This window comes from Cryobacterium sp. (assembly GCF_026786305.1).
Lineage (GTDB): Bacteria > Actinomycetota > Actinomycetes > Actinomycetales > Microbacteriaceae > Cryobacterium.
Genome location: NZ_JAJAYI010000056.1, coordinates 1 through 19,449 on the forward strand (window position 1 = coordinate 1; position 19,449 = coordinate 19,449).

The following is a 19,449-nucleotide window of genomic DNA, read 5'->3' on the forward strand; positions in this document are numbered from 1 at the left end:
CACTCGGCTGGGAACACATCAACCTCACCGGCGACTACACCTGGAACAACCCCCGCCAACCCAAAGCCGGAAAACTCCGCCCCCTGCACAGGCCCGGAAACTCTTAGCGTGGTATTTATTCCGTTTCGTGAGCTGACCCCTCTAAGGCTGGCTGCGCTGCGCCGGTGCCCAGTTCTCTGCTGGACCTGGTGGCTGATTCAGAAAATCCGGTCACGGTGTGACGGTTCGGCCAAGAAAAACACGGGGCGGCGGTTCAGCGTGGCCGGAAATTTTCCGGAGTTGGCCACGGGCGTACCCCGCGACCGGCGGGCAGAACCGGCGCTCGGGCCGGAGAACGCACATGCGCACCGAATCCGGTGGATTCAGTGCGCATGTGCCGCGCCACGTGCGCGATCATGGTGGGCCCCGTCGGGCTCGAACCGACGACCCAAGGATTAAAAGTCCTTTGCTCTACCAACTGAGCTAGAGGCCCATAGGTTCTAATCTACCGTGGATTCGCGCCCAGCTTTTCTGGGTAGCGTGGAGGGCAGCAAAAAACCTGCCGTCTGAAGACCAAAACAACCGAGGAGAACCAGCCGTGGCCGACAACTTTCACAAACCCACCCTGTTCTCGGTGAACAAGTTCGAGGCGTTCCAGGGTGGCGACGATCCGGCCCATATCAGCCGCGTCGCGCACGAAACCGCGCAGGCCCTGCTCAACCGGGTGCGCAGCGACCCCGACCCGGAGACGGTCGAACGTCTCGTGAGGTATACCGACGAGAACGGCATCGACGCGGTCGCCGAGCTCTGGTCGAGGGCCACGCCGCGCAGTCTGCCGGGCGCGCTCTGGCGCATCTACCTTATTCGCATGCTCATCCGGCAGGATCCTGAGGGTTGCGCCTACCTCTACCAGCGGGGAACGGATGCTGCGGCCACGATCGATCCGCTCGTCGCGGGCGCCGCGGTGCCCACCGGTCCCGCCGAGATCATCGTTCTGGCCGACGAGATTCTGCGCGGGCTGTTCACCGGCGACTTCGCCGTCGCGCTGGATCGCGGCGCGGCGTATTGCCGGGTCACCGCGGTCGGCGCGGCGAGCATCGCCGACGATCTTGAGCTGACGGAGCCGCACCGCTCGTCGGAGCTGACCACCCGGGCATTGCGCTTCTCGACCACCGCCGCCGAGTTCGCGGCCTGCGCGCGCCTCTGGCGCCGCGACTCCCTGGAGTAGCGGGCCCGGGCCTTCCCATTTACTTGCCCGGCCCGGACCCGGAAAGTGGGCCCATGTTCTATCCTGGGCCTGCGTTCACAGGGTGGGACCCGACGGGCGCGGATCGAGATCGCCATGTGCCCACGGCCTCGCTGCCCGAGTAACCCCAGAATCCACTGTGCGCCGACGGCGAACATTCGCCGCCGACCGCCCTGCTCGAATACACTGGAAGCTGGTCGGGTCGCAGTAATCCCGGGTTCCATTATTCGCCGCTTCGAGCGGCCTCGCGCCGAGAGGTGCTCTGCGGCCCGACCTTCTTCCCTGCCACCTTCACGACACCCGCCCGCGGACCGCAACCTGGCGCTGCACGGCGAACCGCGCGGGCAATCCGTTCACGCGGATGACTTCTCAGATCGACCAATCCGTTACCGACTTCGCACCGAACCATAGTCATGGAACGGGACGAGACCTGACATGCTAGATCTCATGACTGTTGATTCCGCCGGAGACCTCGCGCCAGCAGCCCCTGCCACCAAGGAGGCGTTGCTGGGTCGAGTAGCCCACGGCGACCAATCGGCCTTCGGAGAACTGTATGACCAGATCTCCCCGCGAGTGCTTGGCCTGGTCAAGCGTCTGCTCGTCGACCACGCGCAGTCGGAAGAAGTGACCCAGGAGATTTTTCTGGAGATCTGGCAGTCGGCGTCACGGTACGAACCAACTCGTGGTGGTGCGAGCACCTGGATCCTCACCATGGCACACCGGCGAGCGGTCGACCGAATTCGGTCGTCGCAGGCCGGACGTGACCGCGACACCAAAATCGGAATCCGTGATCTGGCAGTGGCCTTCGATCACGTTGCCGAAACTGTTGAAGTACGAATCGAACATGAAAGGGTGGAGAAGGCGATGACTCGATTGACACAGCTGCAGCGTCAAGCTGTGAGCCTCGCGTATTACGGCGGGCTGAGTCATAGTGAGGTCGCCGACATGCTCCACATTCCTTTGGGCACCGTGAAAACGCGGCTCCGCGACGGACTCATCCGCCTGCGCGACGAATTGGGCGTGGCATCATGACCCGCGACGGCCGTAATGATGCCGAGCAACACCCGGCCGACCTCGCCGGTGCCTACGCCCTGCATGCCCTCGACGAGCACGACACAGCCGTGTTCGAGGCGCACCTCGCCGAATCCGAGCGAGCCCGCATCGAGGCTGCCGAGTTGAACGACACCGCGGTGGCCCTCGGCCTCGCCGTGGCACCCGTGCAGCCCTCGGCCTCGCTCAAGGCCAACCTCATGTCGATGCTCGCGTCGACCCCGCAGCTTCCGCCGGTGCCCGCATCGCGTGCCGCTGGCCCCGCCACAACGGATGCTGCCGCGTCCGTTCCCGGTGCGACCTCCGTCGTTCCCGCGCCGACGTCCGGCGGCGACGCGCCTGCCAACGCTGCGCCTTCCGGTGCCGGCCTCAACCGGCCGGTCGCGGACATCCACTCACGTAACGGTGCAGCCAGCAGCACGCACCTCTCAGCGACGGCATCGGAGCGTGCCCAGACGCGCTGGTTCAAGCGTCCGGCGCAGTTCTTGCTCGCTGCCGCAGCCGCAGTGGCGCTGTTCGTCGGCGGAACCTTCCTCGGCCAGACGCTCAACACCAACCAGTTCGAGTCGCAGCAGGCCTCCGGGCTCGCGCAGATCAACGCCGCCGCCGACTCCCAGCGCGCCGCGACGACCACCGCCGACGGCCAGGAAGCCACCCTGGTCTGGTCCAACAAGCTCGGAATCTCCGCGGTGCTGGTCGACAACCTGCCCGTGCTGCCGAGCAACCAGGACTACCAGCTCTGGTATATCAACGGTGAGGGAGCGGCCTCGGCCGGAACCTTCGACTCGAGCGGGGATGGCACCGCCTGGCGCGTGCTCGAGGGCAGGATGCGCGCCGGCGACCAGGTTGGCGTCACCGTTGAACCTAACGGAGGGTCCGACCAGCCCACCAGCAACCCGATCGTCGCCTTCCAGAGCTGACCTGCTGGCCGCACCCGCCGTTTTGGGTGCAGCCACGATACGCCTGGCCCGCGACCGATTCGGGCTGCTGGTGGACGGCCGCATCCGCTTGCCGCAGCGCGCGGATGCGCGAAGTAGGCTCGGTGCATGAGACTGCCCTTCACCCTGCTGATCGACCCCGTGCCCGCCGACTCGCTTCGACAGAACTTTGACGGCACCTTCCACGAGATGGAGTCCAGCGCCCCGGCCCTCCGAGTGGGGGAGCTCAGCACCCAACGCGGCGACGGAGTCTTCGAGACCCTCGCAGTCGTCAACGGCCACCCGCAGGAGGTCGAGCCGCACGTCAGCCGGTTGCGCAACTCCGCGCGCATCTGCGAGCTGCCGGCGCCGAATGCCGAGCAGTGGCGGGCCGCGATCGCGTACGCCGTCGCGCGCATTCCGCAGCAGGGCGAGATAGCGCTCAAGTTCGTGCTCAGCCGCGGCGTCGAGCACGGCCCGGCGCCAACCGCCTGGCTGCACGCGAGCGCGGCGGCGGACTTCAGCGGGGTGCGCGCGAGCGGCGTGCGTGCGATCACCCTCGACCGCGGCTACCCGCGCGGCGTGGCCGAACGCGCCCCCTGGTTGCTGATGGGCGCCAAAACCCTCAGCTACGCCGTGAACATGGCGGCGATCCGCGAGGCCCACCGGCGCGGCGCCGACGACACCATCTTTCTCACCACCGACGGCTACGTGTTGGAGGGCCCGACCTCGAGCGTCGTGTTGCGCATCAACGGTGAGTATGTCACGCCGGCGCCGAGCGGGGCCATTCTGCACGGAACCACGCAGCAGAGCATGTTCGACTACCTGCGTGCGCGGGGCGAACGGGTCGACTATCGTGATGTCACGATCGGCGAGCTTCGCCAGGCGGATGCCGCGTGGCTCGTCTCGAGCGTGCGCCTGGCGGTCTCCGTGGTCGTCCTCGACGGTGGCCCGTTCCCTGCGGACCACCCTCTGACCAGCGCACTGAACGCGTACCTCCTGGCCCGCACCGCCTGAAACGGCGGCCCCTGCCCCGGCCGGCCGCCCCGCCCCGGCCCACCTTCTGAACCCGGGCCCACGATCATGGGCCCGCTTTCCGGGCCCGGGCCCGGAAAGCACGGGGGCATCCACATGTTTACAGGTCCGAATTGGGACGACGTGCCGCGCCCACTATGCTCTGGGGGGGACCGAGAGGAATAAATGAGAATTTCTGTCATTGGATGCGGCTACCTGGGTGCCGTACACGCGTCGGCCATGGCCGAACTGGGCCACGACGTCGTCGGAATTGACGTCGACGCCGCCAAGATCGCCCAACTTGCCATCGGCAGGCCCCCGTTCTTCGAACCCGGACTGCCCGAGGTTCTCACGTCGGCAATGAACAGCGGTCGCCTGCGCTTCAGTACCGACGTAGCCGATGCCGCCGGCTCACAGGTGCACTTCATCGCCGTCGGGACTCCGCAGAAGCCCGGCAGCTACAGCGCGGACCTGCGCTACGTCGATGCCTCCATCGAATCGCTCATTCCGCATCTGGCCGACGGTGACCTCGTCGTGGGCAAGAGCACGGTGCCGGTGGGAACCGCCGCCCGCCTGGCCGAACTCATCGAGGCCGGCAGCGGAGCATCGCTCGCCTGGAACCCCGAGTTTCTGCGCGAGGGATTCGCCGTGCACGACACCATCAGCCCCGATCGCCTCGTTTACGGGATCGCCCCGGGCGCGGCCGGCGAGCACGCCACAGCGCTGCTCAACGAGATCTACGCCACGGCGCTCGCCGCCGACACCCCCCTCGTCATCACCGACTACGCCACCGCCGAACTCGTCAAGGTCGCCGCGAACGCGTTCCTCGCCACCAAGATCAGCTTCATTAACGCCATGGCCGAAATCGCCGAGGTCACCGGGGCCGACGTCACCCAGCTAGCGGATGCGATCGGCTACGACGGCCGGATCGGCCGCCGCTTTCTCGGTGCCGGGGTCGGTTTCGGGGGCGGCTGCCTGCCGAAGGACATTCGCGCCTTCACCGCCCGCGCCGAAGAGTTGGGGCGCGGCGAGTCCGTGGCTTTTCTCAAAGAGATCGACAAGATCAACCTGCGTCGCCGCCAGCGCGTCGTCGACCTCACCGTCGGGGCGCTCGGCGACTCCGTCTATAACAAAAAAGTCGCGGTCCTCGGCCTGAGCTTCAAGCCGCACTCCGACGACGTGCGCGACTCTCCGGCGCTCGACGTGGCCGTGCAGCTGCGCGGCCTCGGTGCCGAAGTCGTGGCCACCGACCCGCAGGCCATCGAGAACTCGCGGGCGCGCCATCCGCAGCTGCAGTACATGGAATCGCTTGAGGACACCCTGCGCGGAGCGGATGCCGTTGTGCTCGTCACCGAGTGGCCCGAGTTTCGGCACCTCGACCCGGTCTGGGCCGGCTCGCTCGTGCGTACCAAGACGGTGGTCGACGGCCGCAACGCCCTCGACCCGGCAGCCTGGCGCGCCGCCGGCTGGACCTACCACGGCCTCGGGCGCCCCTAGCTCTCTCCCAGAGCGCGTTCCGGGCCCGGGCATGCCTGTTCTGGCGGGGCGATCGTTCGCGCTTGCGCCCCGCCCCCCGCGACTTCGATCGGTCAGCTCGCGGGTCCGCCTAGACTCGTAGGAATGTGGTTTCGGGGAATTCTCGTGGCGGCCGTCGCTGCCCTCGTGGCTTGGGGCGTGCACGTCGCCGTACCCGCCATCCCCCTGCTCACCATGGCCATTGTGCTTGGAATCGTCATCGGCCAGATCCCGGCGGTGCGTCCGGCGCTCGCTGGGGTTCTCGCGCCCGGCCTGTCCGTCGCCGCGAAACCGTTCATGCAGCTTGGAATCGTACTGCTCGGCCTCAAACTCAGCCTTGTCGACATTGCCGAGCTCGGTTGGGTGACCATCGCCAGCACCGTCGCGATCGTGCTGCTCACCTTCGTCGGCACGCTCGGCCTCGGCCGCTGGTTCGGCCTTCCCGGGCATCAACCGTTGCTCATCGCGACCGGATTCAGTATTTGCGGCGCCTCGGCGATCGGTGCCATGAGCGGCGTCGTCAAGGCCAAAGACGAAGAGACAGCCACCCCGATCGCGTTGGTGACCCTGTGTGGAACCCTCGCGATCGCCGTGTTGCCGCTGCTGTGGCATCCGCTCGGCTTGAGCGCGATGCAATTTGGCCACTGGGTCGGCGCCGGTGTGCACGACGTCGGCCAGGTCGTCGCTACCGCCCAAATTGCCGGGTCGGGAGCGCTCGCCGTTGCCCTTGTCGTGAAGCTCACGCGCGTGCTCATGCTCGCCCCGATCGTTTCGGTTGCTTCGATCGTGGAACGCCACCGCCTCGACGACCGCGCGCTTTCACCAACGGATGCCGATACTCCCGGTGCGCCGCGGCCGCCGATCATTCCGTTGTTCGTGGCGGGTTTCATCGCGGCCACGCTCGTGCGCACCCTGGTGCCCCTGCCCGCTCAGGTTCTCGACGCCGCCGATCTGGTACAAACCGCACTGCTCGCGATGGCACTCTTTGCTCTCGGCACGACCGTCAACCTTGGCGGACTACTGCGCACGGGCGGCCGGGCGCTCAGTGTCGGTCTGATCTCCTGGGCATTCATCGCAGCCCTCGCCTTGGGCGCCGTGGCCCTGAACGGGTAGGGCCACTGGCATCCGCTCGCTGGAAATTGTGCTCGCCGCGCAGGAGTCGGCCCGCACCGGCGAGGTTGTGTCGGTCAGGTAAAAACTCGTGGGCCGGGTTTGCATGACGAGTTGAGATTACGTCATAATCTCAGGGCGTGCCCGAACGCTGGGCCCAACAGGTACCAGTTCCGAAACCCGAGTCGGAGGCTATACATGTCCGTTCAGTCCACCCTGGAAACTCAGCAACGCGCACCCGACCCGGCCAGCCCAGCCGGCGGCAAATCTGCCACCCGCACGTTCCGTGGTGACATTGAAGGACTGCGGGCGGTCGCCGTGATCGTTGTCATTCTCGACCACCTGCTCGGCTGGCCCTCGGGCGGTTTCATCGGCGTCGATATTTTCTTCGTCATCTCCGGCTTTCTCATCACGAGCCTGCTGCTCAAGGAACATGCCCGCACCGGCCGCATCTCCCTCGTCGACTTCTACCGCCGGCGCATCCGGCGCATTCTGCCGGTCTCGCTGCTCGTGCTCGTTGTGACGGTGGCGATCGGGTTCCTGCTGTTGCCGAGCGCCCGCGCCCTGAGCACCCTGTGGGACGGCGTGTTCTCAGCCTTGTTCGTCGCCAACTGGCATTTCGCCTTCGTCGGAACCGACTACCTGCAGGCCACCAACGCCGTCTCCCCCTTGCAGCATTACTGGTCGCTCGCGGTGGAAGAACAGTTCTACTTTGTCTGGCCGTTCCTGCTCATCGTCATCTTCACCCTCGCCGGCCGCCGCACGCTGAGCGCCCGCGCCCTCATCACGACGGTCGCCGTCACCACGGGTGTGATCACCCTTGCATTTCTGACCTGGAGCTTCGTGGAGACCTCCACCAGCAGTGCCATCGCCTACTTCTCCACCGGAGCCCGAGCCTGGGAGCTCGGCATCGGCGCACTCCTCGCCGCGTCCGCGCCCGGGATCGCCAAGCTGCCCACGGCTCTGCGCCCCGTGCTCGCCTGGCTCGGCCTCGCCGTTATCGCTGCGAGCCTGGTGCTGATCAGCCGCGACTCGCCGTTTCCCGCGCCCTGGGGCCTGCTGCCCGTCGCTGGAGCCGCCCTCGTCATTGCCGCTGGTATCGGCCGGCCCGAGCAGCGCCTCCTGTTCCCCCTGCCCAACCCCCTCAGTCGCTACGTCGGTAAAATTTCCTATTCCCTCTATCTCTGGCACTTTCCAGTGGTCATTCTGCTGGCCACCGTCTTCGCCACCGACTCGCCGCTCTATCTGCCGCTCGCCCTCGTGCTCATGGTCGCGCTCTCGGTGTTCTCCTTTCACCTAGTCGAAGACCCCATCCGCCATTCGCTCTGGCTCGAAAACTCCCACACCCGCCAGCGAGAACGGATGCTCCGCCCCGCCCCCCAACGCCGCTGGGGCATCAGCGCGGCCCAAGCCTGGATCGGCGCCCTTGTCGTCGTGACCCTCGTCATCGTTTCGGTCTCGTTCGTCGCCCTGAACGCCCGCACCGCGTCCGGCCCGTCTGCGGACGCTGCTCCGATCGGCGCGGGCGCCGATCGGGGAGTGGAAACGCCCACCGAACCCGCCACCCTGCTGGCGACCCGGCAGGCCGCTATCACGGCGGCCCTCGCGAGTACCGCCTGGCCCGAGGCTACCCCGGCGTTCGACGCCCTCGGCGACAACTCCGGCGTCCCGGAATGGGTCGACGACAACTGCCTCTCAGTCAGCAAAAAGAACGCCGTCGGCTGCCTCTACGGCGACCCCCAAGCGGCGAAGACCGCTGTACTGCTCGGCGATTCCATGGCGATCAGCTACATGCCGGCCATTCGCGCGGCGCTCGAACCGCTTGGTTACAACGTGCAATCGTTGACCATGTTCTCCTGCCCGGCCGTTAATATCTCGGTCGCGCCCAAGAACGCCTCCGACGCGTCGGCGGCCACGTGCAACGACCACCACGCCTGGGTCTACGCCGAGGTCGCCCGACTCTCGCCCGACCTCGTGATCATGTCGAGCCTGGCCGCATCCATCGTGCGCCTCGCCAGCGGCAACGAAGGAGCCGCCGCCCTGACCGAGTGGCAGACCGCGACCGCCGATACGATCACCTCGTTGCAGGGGTCAACTGACCACGTTGCGGTACTCTCGCCGCCGCCGGCCAGCACGCCGTTTTCCGAGTGCAAGACTCTCACGAGCGCCCCGGAGGACTGCGCCTACAGCCCGTCGAGCCTCTATCAGAAGGTCGTCGCGAGTGAGCAGGCTGCGGTCAGCCAGCACGGCGGCTTCGCCCAGTACGTGAACGTCGTGCCGTGGCTCTGCGTCGACAACAGCTGCCCCGCCTTCATCGACAGCACGCCGGTGTTCTTCGACGGCCAGCATTTCGTGCGCGAGGCGAGCGCCCAGCTCGGCCCGCTGCTCGCCGAGGCCCTGTTCCCGCCGACCGCCTAGCTAGTGCTGGTGCGGGCGAAACTCGCGCGGCCAGTCGCTCGCGCGAATGCGCTTGATCTCCTTGACCTCGCCGATGGTTCCCCACTCATCGAGGCCCAGCCGCGACAGCGGTCGCAGCTTCTCAATAAGCGGATGCGCCCCGTTCAGCACCGCAGACGACACCGCGATGTGCGTGACCTCGCCGAACACGAGGGTGCAATCGCCGAGCTTGAGCGTGGAGTGCAGGCGGCATTCGATCGCCGCGGGGGACTGGGCGACCCGCATCGAGCCCACGGTCAGGCTCGGCTCCCGAGTGAGCCCGGCCCGGTCGAACTCGCTCTCCTCGGGCCCGAAGTCGGTGCCGGTCGCGTTGACCTCCTCGAACAGCGACTCCGGCGTAAAGTTCACCACGAAATCCCCGGTCGCGAGAACATTGCGCACGGTGTCCTTGACGCCCACCGAGGTGAACTGCACGATGGCCGGCGACACGGATGCCACGGTGAAGAACGAATGTGGCGCCAGGTTGTCGACACCCGCCGCCGACCGGCTCGACACCCACGCAATCGGCCGCGGCACCACGAGCGAGTTCAGCAGGCGGTAGAAGTCGCGGCGGGGCAGATCCCGGGGGTCAAAGTCAGTACGCACCCGCTCAGGCTAACAACTGCGGCGCCCTCGGCCCGGGCGCATGCCAGCGGCGCGCCGCCGGCGGGTGGCATCGCACGCACCGGCAGCGCACACGGCCGAGCCCTGCTCACGCCGATAGAGTGGACTGATGCCTCTTCTTCCCCGCCTGGTGGCCTTTGACCTCGACGATACGCTCGCACCGTCCAAGTCTGCGCTCGATCCGACCATGATCGACCTGCTCGTGAAGCTGCTCGGTGTCACCGAGGTCTGTATCATTTCCGGCGGCCAGTTCGGTCAGTTCCAGGCGCAGATCATCGACAACCTGCCCGAGATCAGCCCGGAAAAACTCGCCCGCCTGCACCTCATGCCCACCTGCGGCACGCAGTATTACCGCAGCGACGCCCAGGGCTGGACCCAGGTGTACGCCGAGAACCTCAGCGACGACCAGAAGACCCGGGCCCGCGATTCGGTCGAGCAGACCGCCCGCCGCCTGGGCTTCTGGGAGAGCGACACCTGGGGCCCCATTCTCGAAGACCGCGGCTCCCAGATCACCTTCTCCGCACTCGGTCAGGCCGCCCCGGTGGCGGCCAAGATCGCCTGGGACCCGACCGGTGAGAAGAAGAATGCCCTGCGTGAGGGCGCGCAGGCACTGCTACCCGACCTCGAGGTGCGTTCCGGCGGGTCGACATCCGTTGATATCACCCGGCAGGGCATCGACAAGGCCTACGGAATGAAGCGTCTGGCCAGCCTCACCGGTGTCGGCCTCGAAGACATGCTGTTCGTCGGTGATCGGCTCGACGAGAACGGCAACGACTACCCGGTCAAGGTGCTCGGCGTGGAGTGCATTGCCGTCGAGGGCTGGCCCGACACCGCCGCCCTGCTCGAGGACCTCATTCCCCGCTACGTCACCGTCTGACCCCGCTACGTCACCGTCTGGCCCCGCTACGTCACCGTCTGGCCCCGGGGCTCACCTCTCCACGCGACTCGTGCTTTTACCCCCAGTTCGAGGCTGACTCTGCGTTGCCCCATTCCGCTGAAGGGGAGACCGGCCTACGGTATGCACACCGCTCCCGAAGGCGGTCTCAGGAGGCAGTACCGTGCCCTACACACTTCGACACCGGCGCCGCAAAAAGGTCTGGCGGATCACTCTCGCCAGCATCATCTCCCTCTCGCTTCTTGCGGCCGGAATCGGGGGTGTTGGCGCCTACAAAATCAGCCACTCCTTTGACGACCAGGTCGCCACTCTCAGCACCGTCTTTCCGCCCGACAATGTGCGTCCGGCGCCCAGTTCCGGCCAGGTGGCCGAAGCCCAGAATATTTTGGTGCTCGGTTCCGACACCCGCGGCGCGCACAACACCTCGATCAACGACCTGACCGGACAACGCTCCGACGTGATCATGATCGTGCACATTCCAGCCAACCACGAAGGTGTCTGGGTTATGTCGATCATGCGTGACAGCTGGCTGGAAATTCCCGGCCATGGCCAGGCTAAGATCAACGCCGCGCTCTCCTGGGGTGGGGTGCCGCTCGCCGTTCAAACCGTAGAAAGTCTGATCAAGACGCGCATCGACCATGTCGCCGTCGTCGATTTCGAGGGTTTCCAAGCCATCACGGATGCCCTCGGCGGCGTCGAAATCGACAACCCTGTCGCGTTTGCTTCCTCCAAAATCACGGGCCACAGCTTCGCCGTCGGCAAGCAAATCGTGACCGGCGCCGAGGCGCTCGCCTACTCGCGGGAACGCTACGCTTTCGCGGACGGAGACTTCACCCGAGTGCGCAACCAGCAGCGCTTCCTCAAGGCCATGCTGAGCACCGTCATGAGCTCCCGCACCGTGACCAATCCGGCCACCCTCGTCCACCTGATCGAGGCGGTGACCCCGTGGCTCGCGGTAGATGACGGCCTCGACTTCGCCTACCTCACCGGCCTGCAGCTGCAGCTGCGCGACCTGCACGGCAGCGATCTCACATTCTTCACCCTGCCCACGAGCGGCACCGGAACCTCGGCCAACGGGCAGTCCATCGTGAACATCGACACCGGTGCGTTACCCTCGCTGCAGCGGGCCTTTCAGACCGACTCGTTCGAGGACTACCTTCCCTGACGGCCGGGCGAGATACCATAGCGAGTTTTTCTCGTGTACATTTCGCATGTGCAAGAGATGCGGGCCGAGAACCGCGAGTGGATCAACTTCGCCAAGGGCGCGGCGATCATTCTCGTCGTGCTCTACCACTCGTCGTTGTTCCTCAACGACCTCGGGCTGGCCGGCGGAACACCGCGGTTGCGCCTCGTACTGGGCTTCTTTCCGATGCCGGTGTTCTTCTTCATCGCCGGACTCACCGCCCGGCGCATGCTCACCTGGAATCTGAAAGATCTTTGGCGCCGTCGTCTGCTCACGCTGGTCTATCTCTACCTGCTGTGGTCCGTCATCCGTGTCGGGTTTTATCTCGTCGTGCCGCACCTGCGTGGTACAGAGCGATCCCCGACCGACCTGCTCAACATTGCGCTGCTGCCAGTCTGGCCCACCAGCAGTTACTGGTTCATCTGGGCCCTGACCATTTTCACCCTGCTCGCATGGCTGCTACGTAAACTCCCGGTCAGCGTGCAAATCGGACTCGCGGGCGTACTGGCGATCGTGTCGACAACGCCGGGCGTGCTCGACCTTGACAACGTCGGCTGGGACCGGGTCGCCGCCAACTTTGGGTTTTTCATCGTCGCCGTCTATTTTCCGCACACGGTCTATCGTCTGGCCGCGCGGGTGCGCGTCTGGCACGCGATCGTGCTCGTCGCCGCGTATGTCGGCCTCGCCGTGCTGCTCGTGCCGCTGCACCTCTCCCGTCTGCCCGGGCTGATTCTGCTTGAAAGCGCCGTCGCCGTCGCGATGGGCGTCGCCCTGGCGACCCTTTTGGTGCGGGTGAAATGGCTGAACTTCATGAGCACGCTCGGCCAATACAGCTTTCAGATCTACCTGTTGCACCTGTTTCTCGTGGCCAGCGCCCTCGCGTTGCTCGCACCGTTCGCCGAATCACCCTGGCTTCAACGCGCCGGCAACGCCCTGCCGTTCCTGCTCGCCGCCGTCGCGCTCGTCGCTTCGCTCTACCTCGCCAAGCTGCTCCGCCGGTTCGCCTTTCTCTGGGTCAGTCCGTTCCGCAAACGCCAGACCAAACCGGTCTCGCGTCGGGCTCATCAGAACGGAGATCTGCCGTGAAGAAACTCTCGTCCGTGATTGCCTTCGCGGTTTCTGTTGGTCTGCTGCTGAGCGGATGCTCCGCCGCTCCCGCCGCGCCCGTCGACAACGCGCACAGCAACTCGGTCGTGCTGCACAACGACGTGCAATACGGCACCGCTCGCGGCCAGAAGCTGCTGCTGAACGCTTGCCTGCCCAAGGGAGAGAAAGCCCCGACCGCGGCGATGATCCTCATTCACGGCGGAGGCTTCGACAGCGGCACCAAGGACTTCGGCGGTATGACCGCCCTCTGCTCAGAGCTGGCCGACGGCGGCATTGCGGCCTTCTCCGTCGACTACCGACTGGCGCCGGAATTCGCCTATCCGGCGCAGGTGAACGATGTGACCGACGCGCTCGAGTGGCTGCGCGAGCCCGCCCAGGTAGCCGAGTTCGGTATCGACCCCGAACGCATTGGACTGTTCGGCAGCTCGGCTGGCGCGATCATCGCCTCCTCGATCGGAACCAACGGTACCGGCAGCCTGACCAGCGGCGACCGGGTCGCTGCGGTCGTGGCGATGTCACCCGCGGTTGACCTCACCGAGAACGGACTCCAGCTCGGTGACCCATCGAAAATGGCAATCGCATCCATTTTGCAATACCTCGGCTGCGACGACTTCGCCGACTGTCCAAACGCCCACGACGCATCGCCGTTGTACTCCGTCGACACGACCGACCCGCCGTTTTACATTGCCATCTCCAAAAAAGAACTCGTTCCCGTCGAGCAGGGCCAAGCCATGGCGCGCGCGCTCAAGGCGGTCGGTGTACCCGTCACGCTCGACGTGAAACCCGGTAAACGACACGCATTGGAACTCCTTGACGAGGCGACGCGAGCGAGCATTCGTCAGTTTCTCATCGACAATTTGGTGAACACTACAACACGGACTGATTAAATCCTCGGTACCAACCGTCCATAAGTGAGGATTTTTATGCCAACATAGGGTCCTGTCGTCGTGCACCCGAAGCACGACGCGCCGATCACGCGGGGAGAAGCACGCATGGAACTGAAACGACTGGTTCGTATACTACGAAAACGATGGACTCTCATTGTCGCGTTCACCCTTCTCGGTCTGGTCGGTGGGGCAGCGTCAGCGCTGCTGACCCCTGTGCAATACCAATCCTCCACCCGGGTGTTCGTCGCCGCGCAGATTCAGAACGGGTCCACTCCCGGTGACCTTGTGCAGGGCAACAACTTTGTGGTGCAGAAGCTGCCCTACTACCTCGACGTCGCCACGAGCCCCCGCGTACTCGACCCGGTGATCACGCGCTTGAAGCTCAACGAGAGCGCGGTCGACCTGGCCCGGCGGGTCACGGCAACGACCCAGCCCGGTTCCGCCGTTATCGAAATTGCCGCCCTCGCCTCCACGGCGGATGCAGCGCAGCAGCTCGCGCAGGCCGTCTCGGAGAGCTTCACCGACGTCGTCATCAACCAGCTGGAAACGCCCGCCGACGGCGGCGCGAGCCCGGTCACGGTCGGAGTGCTCGACCCCGCAGTCTCTCCCGACAACCCCGCGCTGCCCCTGCTCTACCTCAACCTTGCCTTCGGTCTGCTGATCGGCCTGCTGGTCGGTCTGGTGACCGCGCTCATCCTCGGACTGCTCGACCGTCGCATCTCCAACCGTGACGACATCGAGCGGCTCACCGTTGTTCCGGTGCTCGGCAGCATCCCCCTCGAAGCCGGCGGCAACCCGATCATCACCCCCGACGGTGCATCTACCGCCCGCGCCGAAGCGTTCCGGGTGCTGCGCACCAACCTGGAGTTCGCCGACGCCGACACCAGTCGCCGCAGCCTCGTCGTGACCTCCTCCGTCTCGGGGGAGGGCAAGACGACGACGCTCGTGAACCTCGCCATCGTGTTGGCCGAGAGCGGCGCAACCGTCGCCGTGATCGACGCCGACCTGCGCACACCGCGGCTGGCCGACTATCTCGGTCTCGACGCCGATCGTGGCCTGACCGACGTGCTCGTTGGTGACGTGCAACTCAAGGAATCCCTGCAATCGTGGGGCACACAGCATCCGCTCACCGTGCTGTCATCGGGCAAGGTCCCCACCAACCCGAGCGAACTGCTCGGATCGACCACGATGGGCACCGTGCTCGACGTGCTCAGCAGCAGCTACGACTATGTGCTCATCGACGCCCCGTCGGTGCTCGCCGTGACTGACGCTGCCGTGCTCAGCCGCTGGACCGGCGGCACCGTTCTCGTCGTCGGTGCCAACCGGGTGCGCGAACCCGAACTGCTCGCCGCGTTCCACGCCCTTGAAGCTGTCGGTACCACGCCGCTTGGCGTCGTGCTGGCGATGGTTCCCACCCGTGGCCCCGACGCGCTCGTGCGAGACGGCGGCTTCGCGGCGACCACCCGCACGGCACCCCGGGCCACTCGACCGATCGACGCGGACGCGAGCGACGCGAGTCGTTCCACTCCGCCCGAGCGTGAGTCTGCCTCCACAGACGCCCCCGCCCAACAGCGCGTCACCTGGTAGACCCTGCGTTCTCCACCGTGGCGCACGTTCTATGACGCACGTTCGAAACAGTTTTATACAGGCTTTACCCGAAGGGAGCCAGAGTGTCCGTGCACATGTCCCATCCGATCGATTCGTCGCCCGCCACGCAACGGAAGCTTCTGCTCGTCGCCTCCACCGGCGGGCATCTGGCGCAGCTGGTGCGGCTGGCGCCGGGGCTCGGCGCCTCGCCCAGCTCGCTCTGGGTCACCTTTGATTCCGTGCAGAGCCGCTCCCTGTTGGCCGGCCGTCGCCGCATCCACGTGCCGTACGTGCGTCCCCGGGACTACGTTGGCATGATGCGGGCGGCCGGCATCGTGCGCCGGGTGCTCAAGCACGAAACCTTTGACGGTGCCGTGAGCACCGGCGCCGGCCTCGCCGTCGCCGCGCTTCCGCAGGCCGCGCTCAGGGGCGTGCCGAGCCTGTACATCGAGAGCGTCTCCCGCGTCGAAGGGCCATCGCTCAGCGGGCGGATGCTCGCGGCCAGCCACTTGGTCAGCGTGCGCACCCAGCATCCCGCCTGGGCCACCAACCGCTGGAGAACACACCCGAGCGTGCTCTCCACCTACCATTCGTTGAGCCGACACGCGCCGGATCGCCCCAGCCTGTTCGTCACCCTCGGTACCATCGAGGGTTATCGATTCGATTCCCTCGTCGACGCCGTCCTCGCGAGCGGCCTGGCCGATGATCGCACCGTCTGGCAGCTCGGTTTCACCACCAACCGCACCGATCTTCCCGGCCAGGTGCACCAGATGATGCCGACCGCGCAGTTCATCGACGCCGCGCTGACCGCCGACGTCGTGATCACCCACGCTGGCGTTGGTACCTTCATGGCGCTGCTCGAAATGGGTATCTTTCCGGTCATCGTGACCCGCCGCAAGCACCGCGGCGAACACGTCGACGACCATCAGATGCAGATCGCCGAACTCGCCGAGTACCTCGGGGTCGCCCGAGCCGTTGACGCGCCCGATCTGACGGCCGACGTCATCCGCTTTGCTGCCGGCCGCGCCATCGACACCGGTGTGCGCATTCCGCTGCCCAGCGACCGATGAGCGAACGAGCACCACATCAGCGGGTACTGCGCGCGATCTTCGTGCCCGCCCGCGGCCAATACGACAACATCGGCGACATTCTGCTGCGCCGCCAATTGCTCGACTGGTTGCGTGCGAGCGGCCCGCTGCACGTGTACGTCGGCGACGCGCCCGACGGGTATGCCCAGGGGCTCGGCCTCGGGCCCGACGACGTGCAATACCGCTCCTTTGGCCGCTGGTACACGGCGGCGCTTCTGAGTGCGGCACGCGGCCGGGCCTCGTATGTCTTCAAACCGGGAGAGATTCAACTCACCCTGACCGGTATGAAGGAGCACCTCGCCATGCTGCCGGTGCTCGCTCTCGTGCGCGCCCGGCACGGCCGCGTCGCCCGGATCGGCGTCGGCAGCCGCAACTTTTCCCCGTTGCCGCGTGCGCTCATGGGGCCCTCGATCGCGCTGTCGAACGTCTCATTCTGGCGGGATGCGGCTACGGCCGGGTATCTCGGGCAGGGCGGTATCATGCCCGATCTGGCCTTCGCCAGCACCGGTGCCGGTTCGAACGGTGCCGATACGAACGGTACGGCAGGCCGCGACGTGCTCGTTGTGTCGATGCGCTCCGACCTCGACTACCCGAGCGCCGCCTGGCTTGCCGGGGTGCGCGCCGTCGCGGCCGACAACGGCCTCGAGATCTGGTGTGTTACCCAGGTGTTGCGCGACGACGACAAGTGCGGTCAGCTCGCCGTCGACCTCGGCGGCCAGACACTGCGCTGGAACGGCACCGCCCACGACGAACAGGAACAGCGTCTGCGCGCCCTGTACCGGCGGGCGGCGCTCGCCGTGAGCGATCGCTTGCACGTGCTCGTCGGTGCCCTCACCGAGGGAGCGGTTCCGGCGGCGCTCCTGGTGGACGCCAAGTCCGACAAAATTGCCCGACACTTCGCCGCCGCCGGGTTGCACGACGTGAGCATCGCCAGCTCCGGCTTGAGCGCGGCCGAGATCACGGGGCGATTGCAGAACCTGCTCGGCCGGCGCGCGGCCATTCTGGCCGGATTGGCCCAAGCGCAGGGCGAATTACAGACCGTGCGTCGCCTGCTCGACCAGGTGCTGACAACCGAGAGCGTGCGGTGAGCCTCGCCGAAACGCACGACACCGGACCGGTCGATACCGATCCGATAGAGATCCATCCGATCATGACGGAGCCGGCTGACGCTGAGTCGGGCGAAACGGAGCCGGGCAACACCCAGCCGATCACGATCAGTCCGATGGTTGCGCCGTCACCCGAACGGCTGCTCGCCGTGCACATCGGGCGCAGCGGTGAGGTCGCCGGCGGCATGAGTCAGGTCGTCAACGGCTACCTGGCGCATTCCTTCGCCGACTTCGACCTGCACATGATCTCCTCGCGCGACGGCAGTGGCGGGGTGCGAGCAGTTGCTGTGGCGGCATCCGCTTTCTGGACGGTACTGCGCCTGTCCAACCCCGAGAACACCGTCGTGATCGCGCATCTGTCGCAGGGCGGTTCCTTTGGGCGCGAGGGCGCGTTGCTCGCACTCGCACGCGCGCGCGGGTTCGCGACGGTCGCCCAGCTGCACGGCAGCTCCTTCGCCGCCTTCGCACAGAAACGGCCCGGGCTGGTCGGGCGCATTCTGCGGGCGGCCGATGTGGTGCTGGCCCTCTCGGCCGAATCGCGCGCCGCGGCCGCCGAGTTTGTGCCGGGGGAGCGGGTAGTGCTCGTGCCGAACGCTGTCGCCGACGGTGTCCGCCGCGAGATCGAACCCCTCATGGTGTTCGGCGGTGCGGTCAGCAAACGCAAGGGCGTCGACGTGCTCGCGGCGGCGTGGCAGCGGCTCGCGCCGGAGCATCCACGCTGGCGACTCGTCATCGCCGGCCCGATCACCGACCAGCCAATGGTGCCGCTCACGCGGGCCGAGTTCGTCGGCCCGCTCAGCCACAAGGCCCTGATGGTGCTGCTTGAGCGTTCGGCGATCGCGGTGTTGCCCTCCCGCGAGGAAGCGATGCCTATGTTCATTCTCGAAGCGATGGCCCGCGATAACTGTGTCGTGGCGACCCGGGTGGGCGGCGTGCCGGCTGTGCTCGCGAACGGCGTGGGCGTTATCGTGGAACCCGGCGATATCGACTCGCTCGAGTCGGCACTGCGGCACGCGATGACGGATACCGCCTGGCGCACCAAAAAGGCGGATCTGGCCCGATCCGCCTTTGAGAACGCGTATTCGGCGGCCGCCGTCTTCCCCCTGGTCGAGCGTAGCTGGAAGGCTGCGCTCGACCGGCGATCAGAGCGTGTTGTTAAGAGATACAGGCCTGATTAGAGAATCCTGACCCTGCAGCGGTGACGGTGTTCGAGCAGTAGACCTTGGTGCCGCTGGCACCCTTGCCGCCCTGCTCGTGAATGAAGAAACCATACCCGGCGGCGTTCACCGGAGCGGTGTTGCCGAAGAAGGTGTTGCGCAGGCCCCAGCCGGTGACGCTTCCGTTGACCGCGAAGCCGTGCATGGTGCTGTTCCTGCCCTGGTTGTTGTAGATACTCCAGTCGTTACCCTTGACCTTGACCCATTCCTCAGCGTGCGGCATGGCGTTGGTACCGTCAATGATGTTGTCGCGGATGATGCCGTTCGAGGTTCCCTCCTTGACTTCGATCGGCTGGGCGCCGGTCAGGCTGATGTTGTTGGCCATGAGCAACGTGCGGTCGGAGTTGTCGGGCTGGCAGTTGGTCTGGGCGCACCAGTTGTTCTCTGAGGTTCCGATGTAGATGCCCTCACCGTAGAACGGGTCGCGCTTGCCGGTGTTCTTGATGGTGTTGCCGACGACGTTGTTATCGGTGCTGAAGGCCCGTACG

General features: G+C 66.2%; 16 protein-coding genes, 1 tRNA gene and 1 pseudogene. 15 read left to right on the forward strand and 3 right to left on the reverse strand.

Annotated elements, in window-relative coordinates; genetic code table 11:
* Positions 1-396: 396 nt before the first annotated feature.
* Positions 397-472: transfer RNA gene (locus LH475_RS05670), tRNA-Lys, on the reverse strand.
* Between the two features lie 105 nt (positions 473-577).
* On the opposite strand from LH475_RS05670, the gene LH475_RS05675 reads away from it, so the two are divergent.
* The 7 genes from LH475_RS05675 (at position 578) to LH475_RS05705 (ending at position 9,249) form a co-directional block, all read left to right on the forward strand.
* Positions 578-1,207: a DNA-directed RNA polymerase subunit beta gene (locus LH475_RS05675; protein WP_196843560.1), complete on the forward strand. Its 630-nt coding sequence runs from the start codon at positions 578-580 to the stop codon at positions 1,205-1,207.
* 465 nt (positions 1,208-1,672) lie between these two features.
* Positions 1,673-2,257 carry a sigma-70 family RNA polymerase sigma factor gene (locus tag LH475_RS05680; protein ID WP_297413085.1) on the forward strand — a complete coding sequence of 195 codons (585 nt, stop codon included), beginning with the start codon at positions 1,673-1,675 and terminating at the stop codon, positions 2,255-2,257.
* Entirely contained in the window at positions 2,254-3,195 is a 942-nt protein-coding gene (locus LH475_RS05685; RefSeq protein ID WP_297413086.1) for an anti-sigma factor, read from the forward strand. The genes LH475_RS05680 and LH475_RS05685 overlap by 4 nt, the downstream gene beginning before the upstream one ends.
* A gap of 126 nt (positions 3,196-3,321) precedes the next feature.
* A complete protein-coding gene (locus LH475_RS05690) occupies positions 3,322-4,209 on the forward strand; it encodes an aminotransferase class IV (RefSeq protein ID WP_196843563.1) in 888 nt (295 codons plus the stop codon).
* A 183-nt stretch (positions 4,210-4,392) separates the two neighbouring features.
* Positions 4,393-5,703, forward strand: coding sequence for a UDP-glucose/GDP-mannose dehydrogenase family protein (locus LH475_RS05695; protein WP_196843564.1), 1,311 nt, complete (start codon positions 4,393-4,395; stop codon positions 5,701-5,703).
* Positions 5,704-5,826: 123 nt separating this feature from the next.
* Positions 5,827-6,834 (forward strand): putative sulfate exporter family transporter, encoded by a 1,008-nt coding sequence (locus LH475_RS05700; RefSeq protein WP_196843565.1) that lies wholly within the window; start codon positions 5,827-5,829, stop codon positions 6,832-6,834.
* A 195-nt stretch (positions 6,835-7,029) separates the two neighbouring features.
* On the forward strand, positions 7,030-9,249 hold the full coding sequence (locus LH475_RS05705; protein WP_297413087.1) for an acyltransferase family protein: 2,220 nt from the start codon (positions 7,030-7,032) through the stop codon (positions 9,247-9,249).
* Here the strand turns inward: LH475_RS05705 and LH475_RS05710 are convergent, their stop codons facing one another.
* Positions 9,250-9,873, reverse strand: a complete 624-nt coding sequence (locus tag LH475_RS05710; protein WP_196843567.1) for a flavin reductase family protein — start codon at positions 9,871-9,873, stop codon at positions 9,250-9,252.
* A 127-nt stretch (positions 9,874-10,000) separates the two neighbouring features.
* On the opposite strand from LH475_RS05710, the gene LH475_RS05715 reads away from it, so the two are divergent.
* From LH475_RS05715 to LH475_RS05750, 8 genes are all read left to right on the forward strand, one after another.
* Positions 10,001-10,768, forward strand: a complete 768-nt coding sequence (locus tag LH475_RS05715) for an HAD-IIB family hydrolase (RefSeq protein WP_196843568.1) — start codon at positions 10,001-10,003, stop codon at positions 10,766-10,768.
* Between the two features lie 181 nt (positions 10,769-10,949).
* A complete protein-coding gene (locus LH475_RS05720; RefSeq protein WP_196843569.1) occupies positions 10,950-11,951 on the forward strand; it encodes an LCP family protein in 1,002 nt (333 codons plus the stop codon).
* Positions 11,952-11,984: 33 nt separating this feature from the next.
* A complete protein-coding gene (locus LH475_RS05725) occupies positions 11,985-13,055 on the forward strand; it encodes an acyltransferase family protein (protein WP_196843570.1) in 1,071 nt (356 codons plus the stop codon).
* A complete protein-coding gene (locus tag LH475_RS05730) occupies positions 13,052-13,963 on the forward strand; it encodes an alpha/beta hydrolase (RefSeq protein ID WP_297413088.1) in 912 nt (303 codons plus the stop codon). Before LH475_RS05725 ends, LH475_RS05730 begins: the two co-directional genes overlap by 4 nt.
* 105 nt (positions 13,964-14,068) lie before the next feature.
* Entirely contained in the window at positions 14,069-15,550 is a 1,482-nt protein-coding gene (locus LH475_RS05735) for a polysaccharide biosynthesis tyrosine autokinase (RefSeq protein ID WP_196843572.1), read from the forward strand.
* Between the two features lie 95 nt (positions 15,551-15,645).
* Complete coding sequence (locus LH475_RS05740; RefSeq protein ID WP_196843573.1) at positions 15,646-16,620, forward strand: glycosyltransferase; 975 nt, start codon at positions 15,646-15,648, stop codon at positions 16,618-16,620.
* Positions 16,617-17,726, forward strand: a complete 1,110-nt coding sequence (locus LH475_RS05745) for a hypothetical protein (RefSeq protein WP_297413089.1) — start codon at positions 16,617-16,619, stop codon at positions 17,724-17,726. The genes LH475_RS05740 and LH475_RS05745 overlap by 4 nt, the downstream gene beginning before the upstream one ends.
* On the forward strand, positions 17,723-18,922 hold the full coding sequence (locus tag LH475_RS05750) for a glycosyltransferase family 4 protein (RefSeq protein ID WP_196843575.1): 1,200 nt from the start codon (positions 17,723-17,725) through the stop codon (positions 18,920-18,922). Before LH475_RS05745 ends, LH475_RS05750 begins: the two co-directional genes overlap by 4 nt.
* Here LH475_RS05750 and LH475_RS05755 read toward each other — a convergent pair.
* Positions 18,900-19,449, reverse strand: a pseudogene (locus LH475_RS05755) (hypothetical protein); the annotation flags it as partial. The gene LH475_RS05750 and the pseudogene LH475_RS05755 overlap by 23 nt on opposite strands.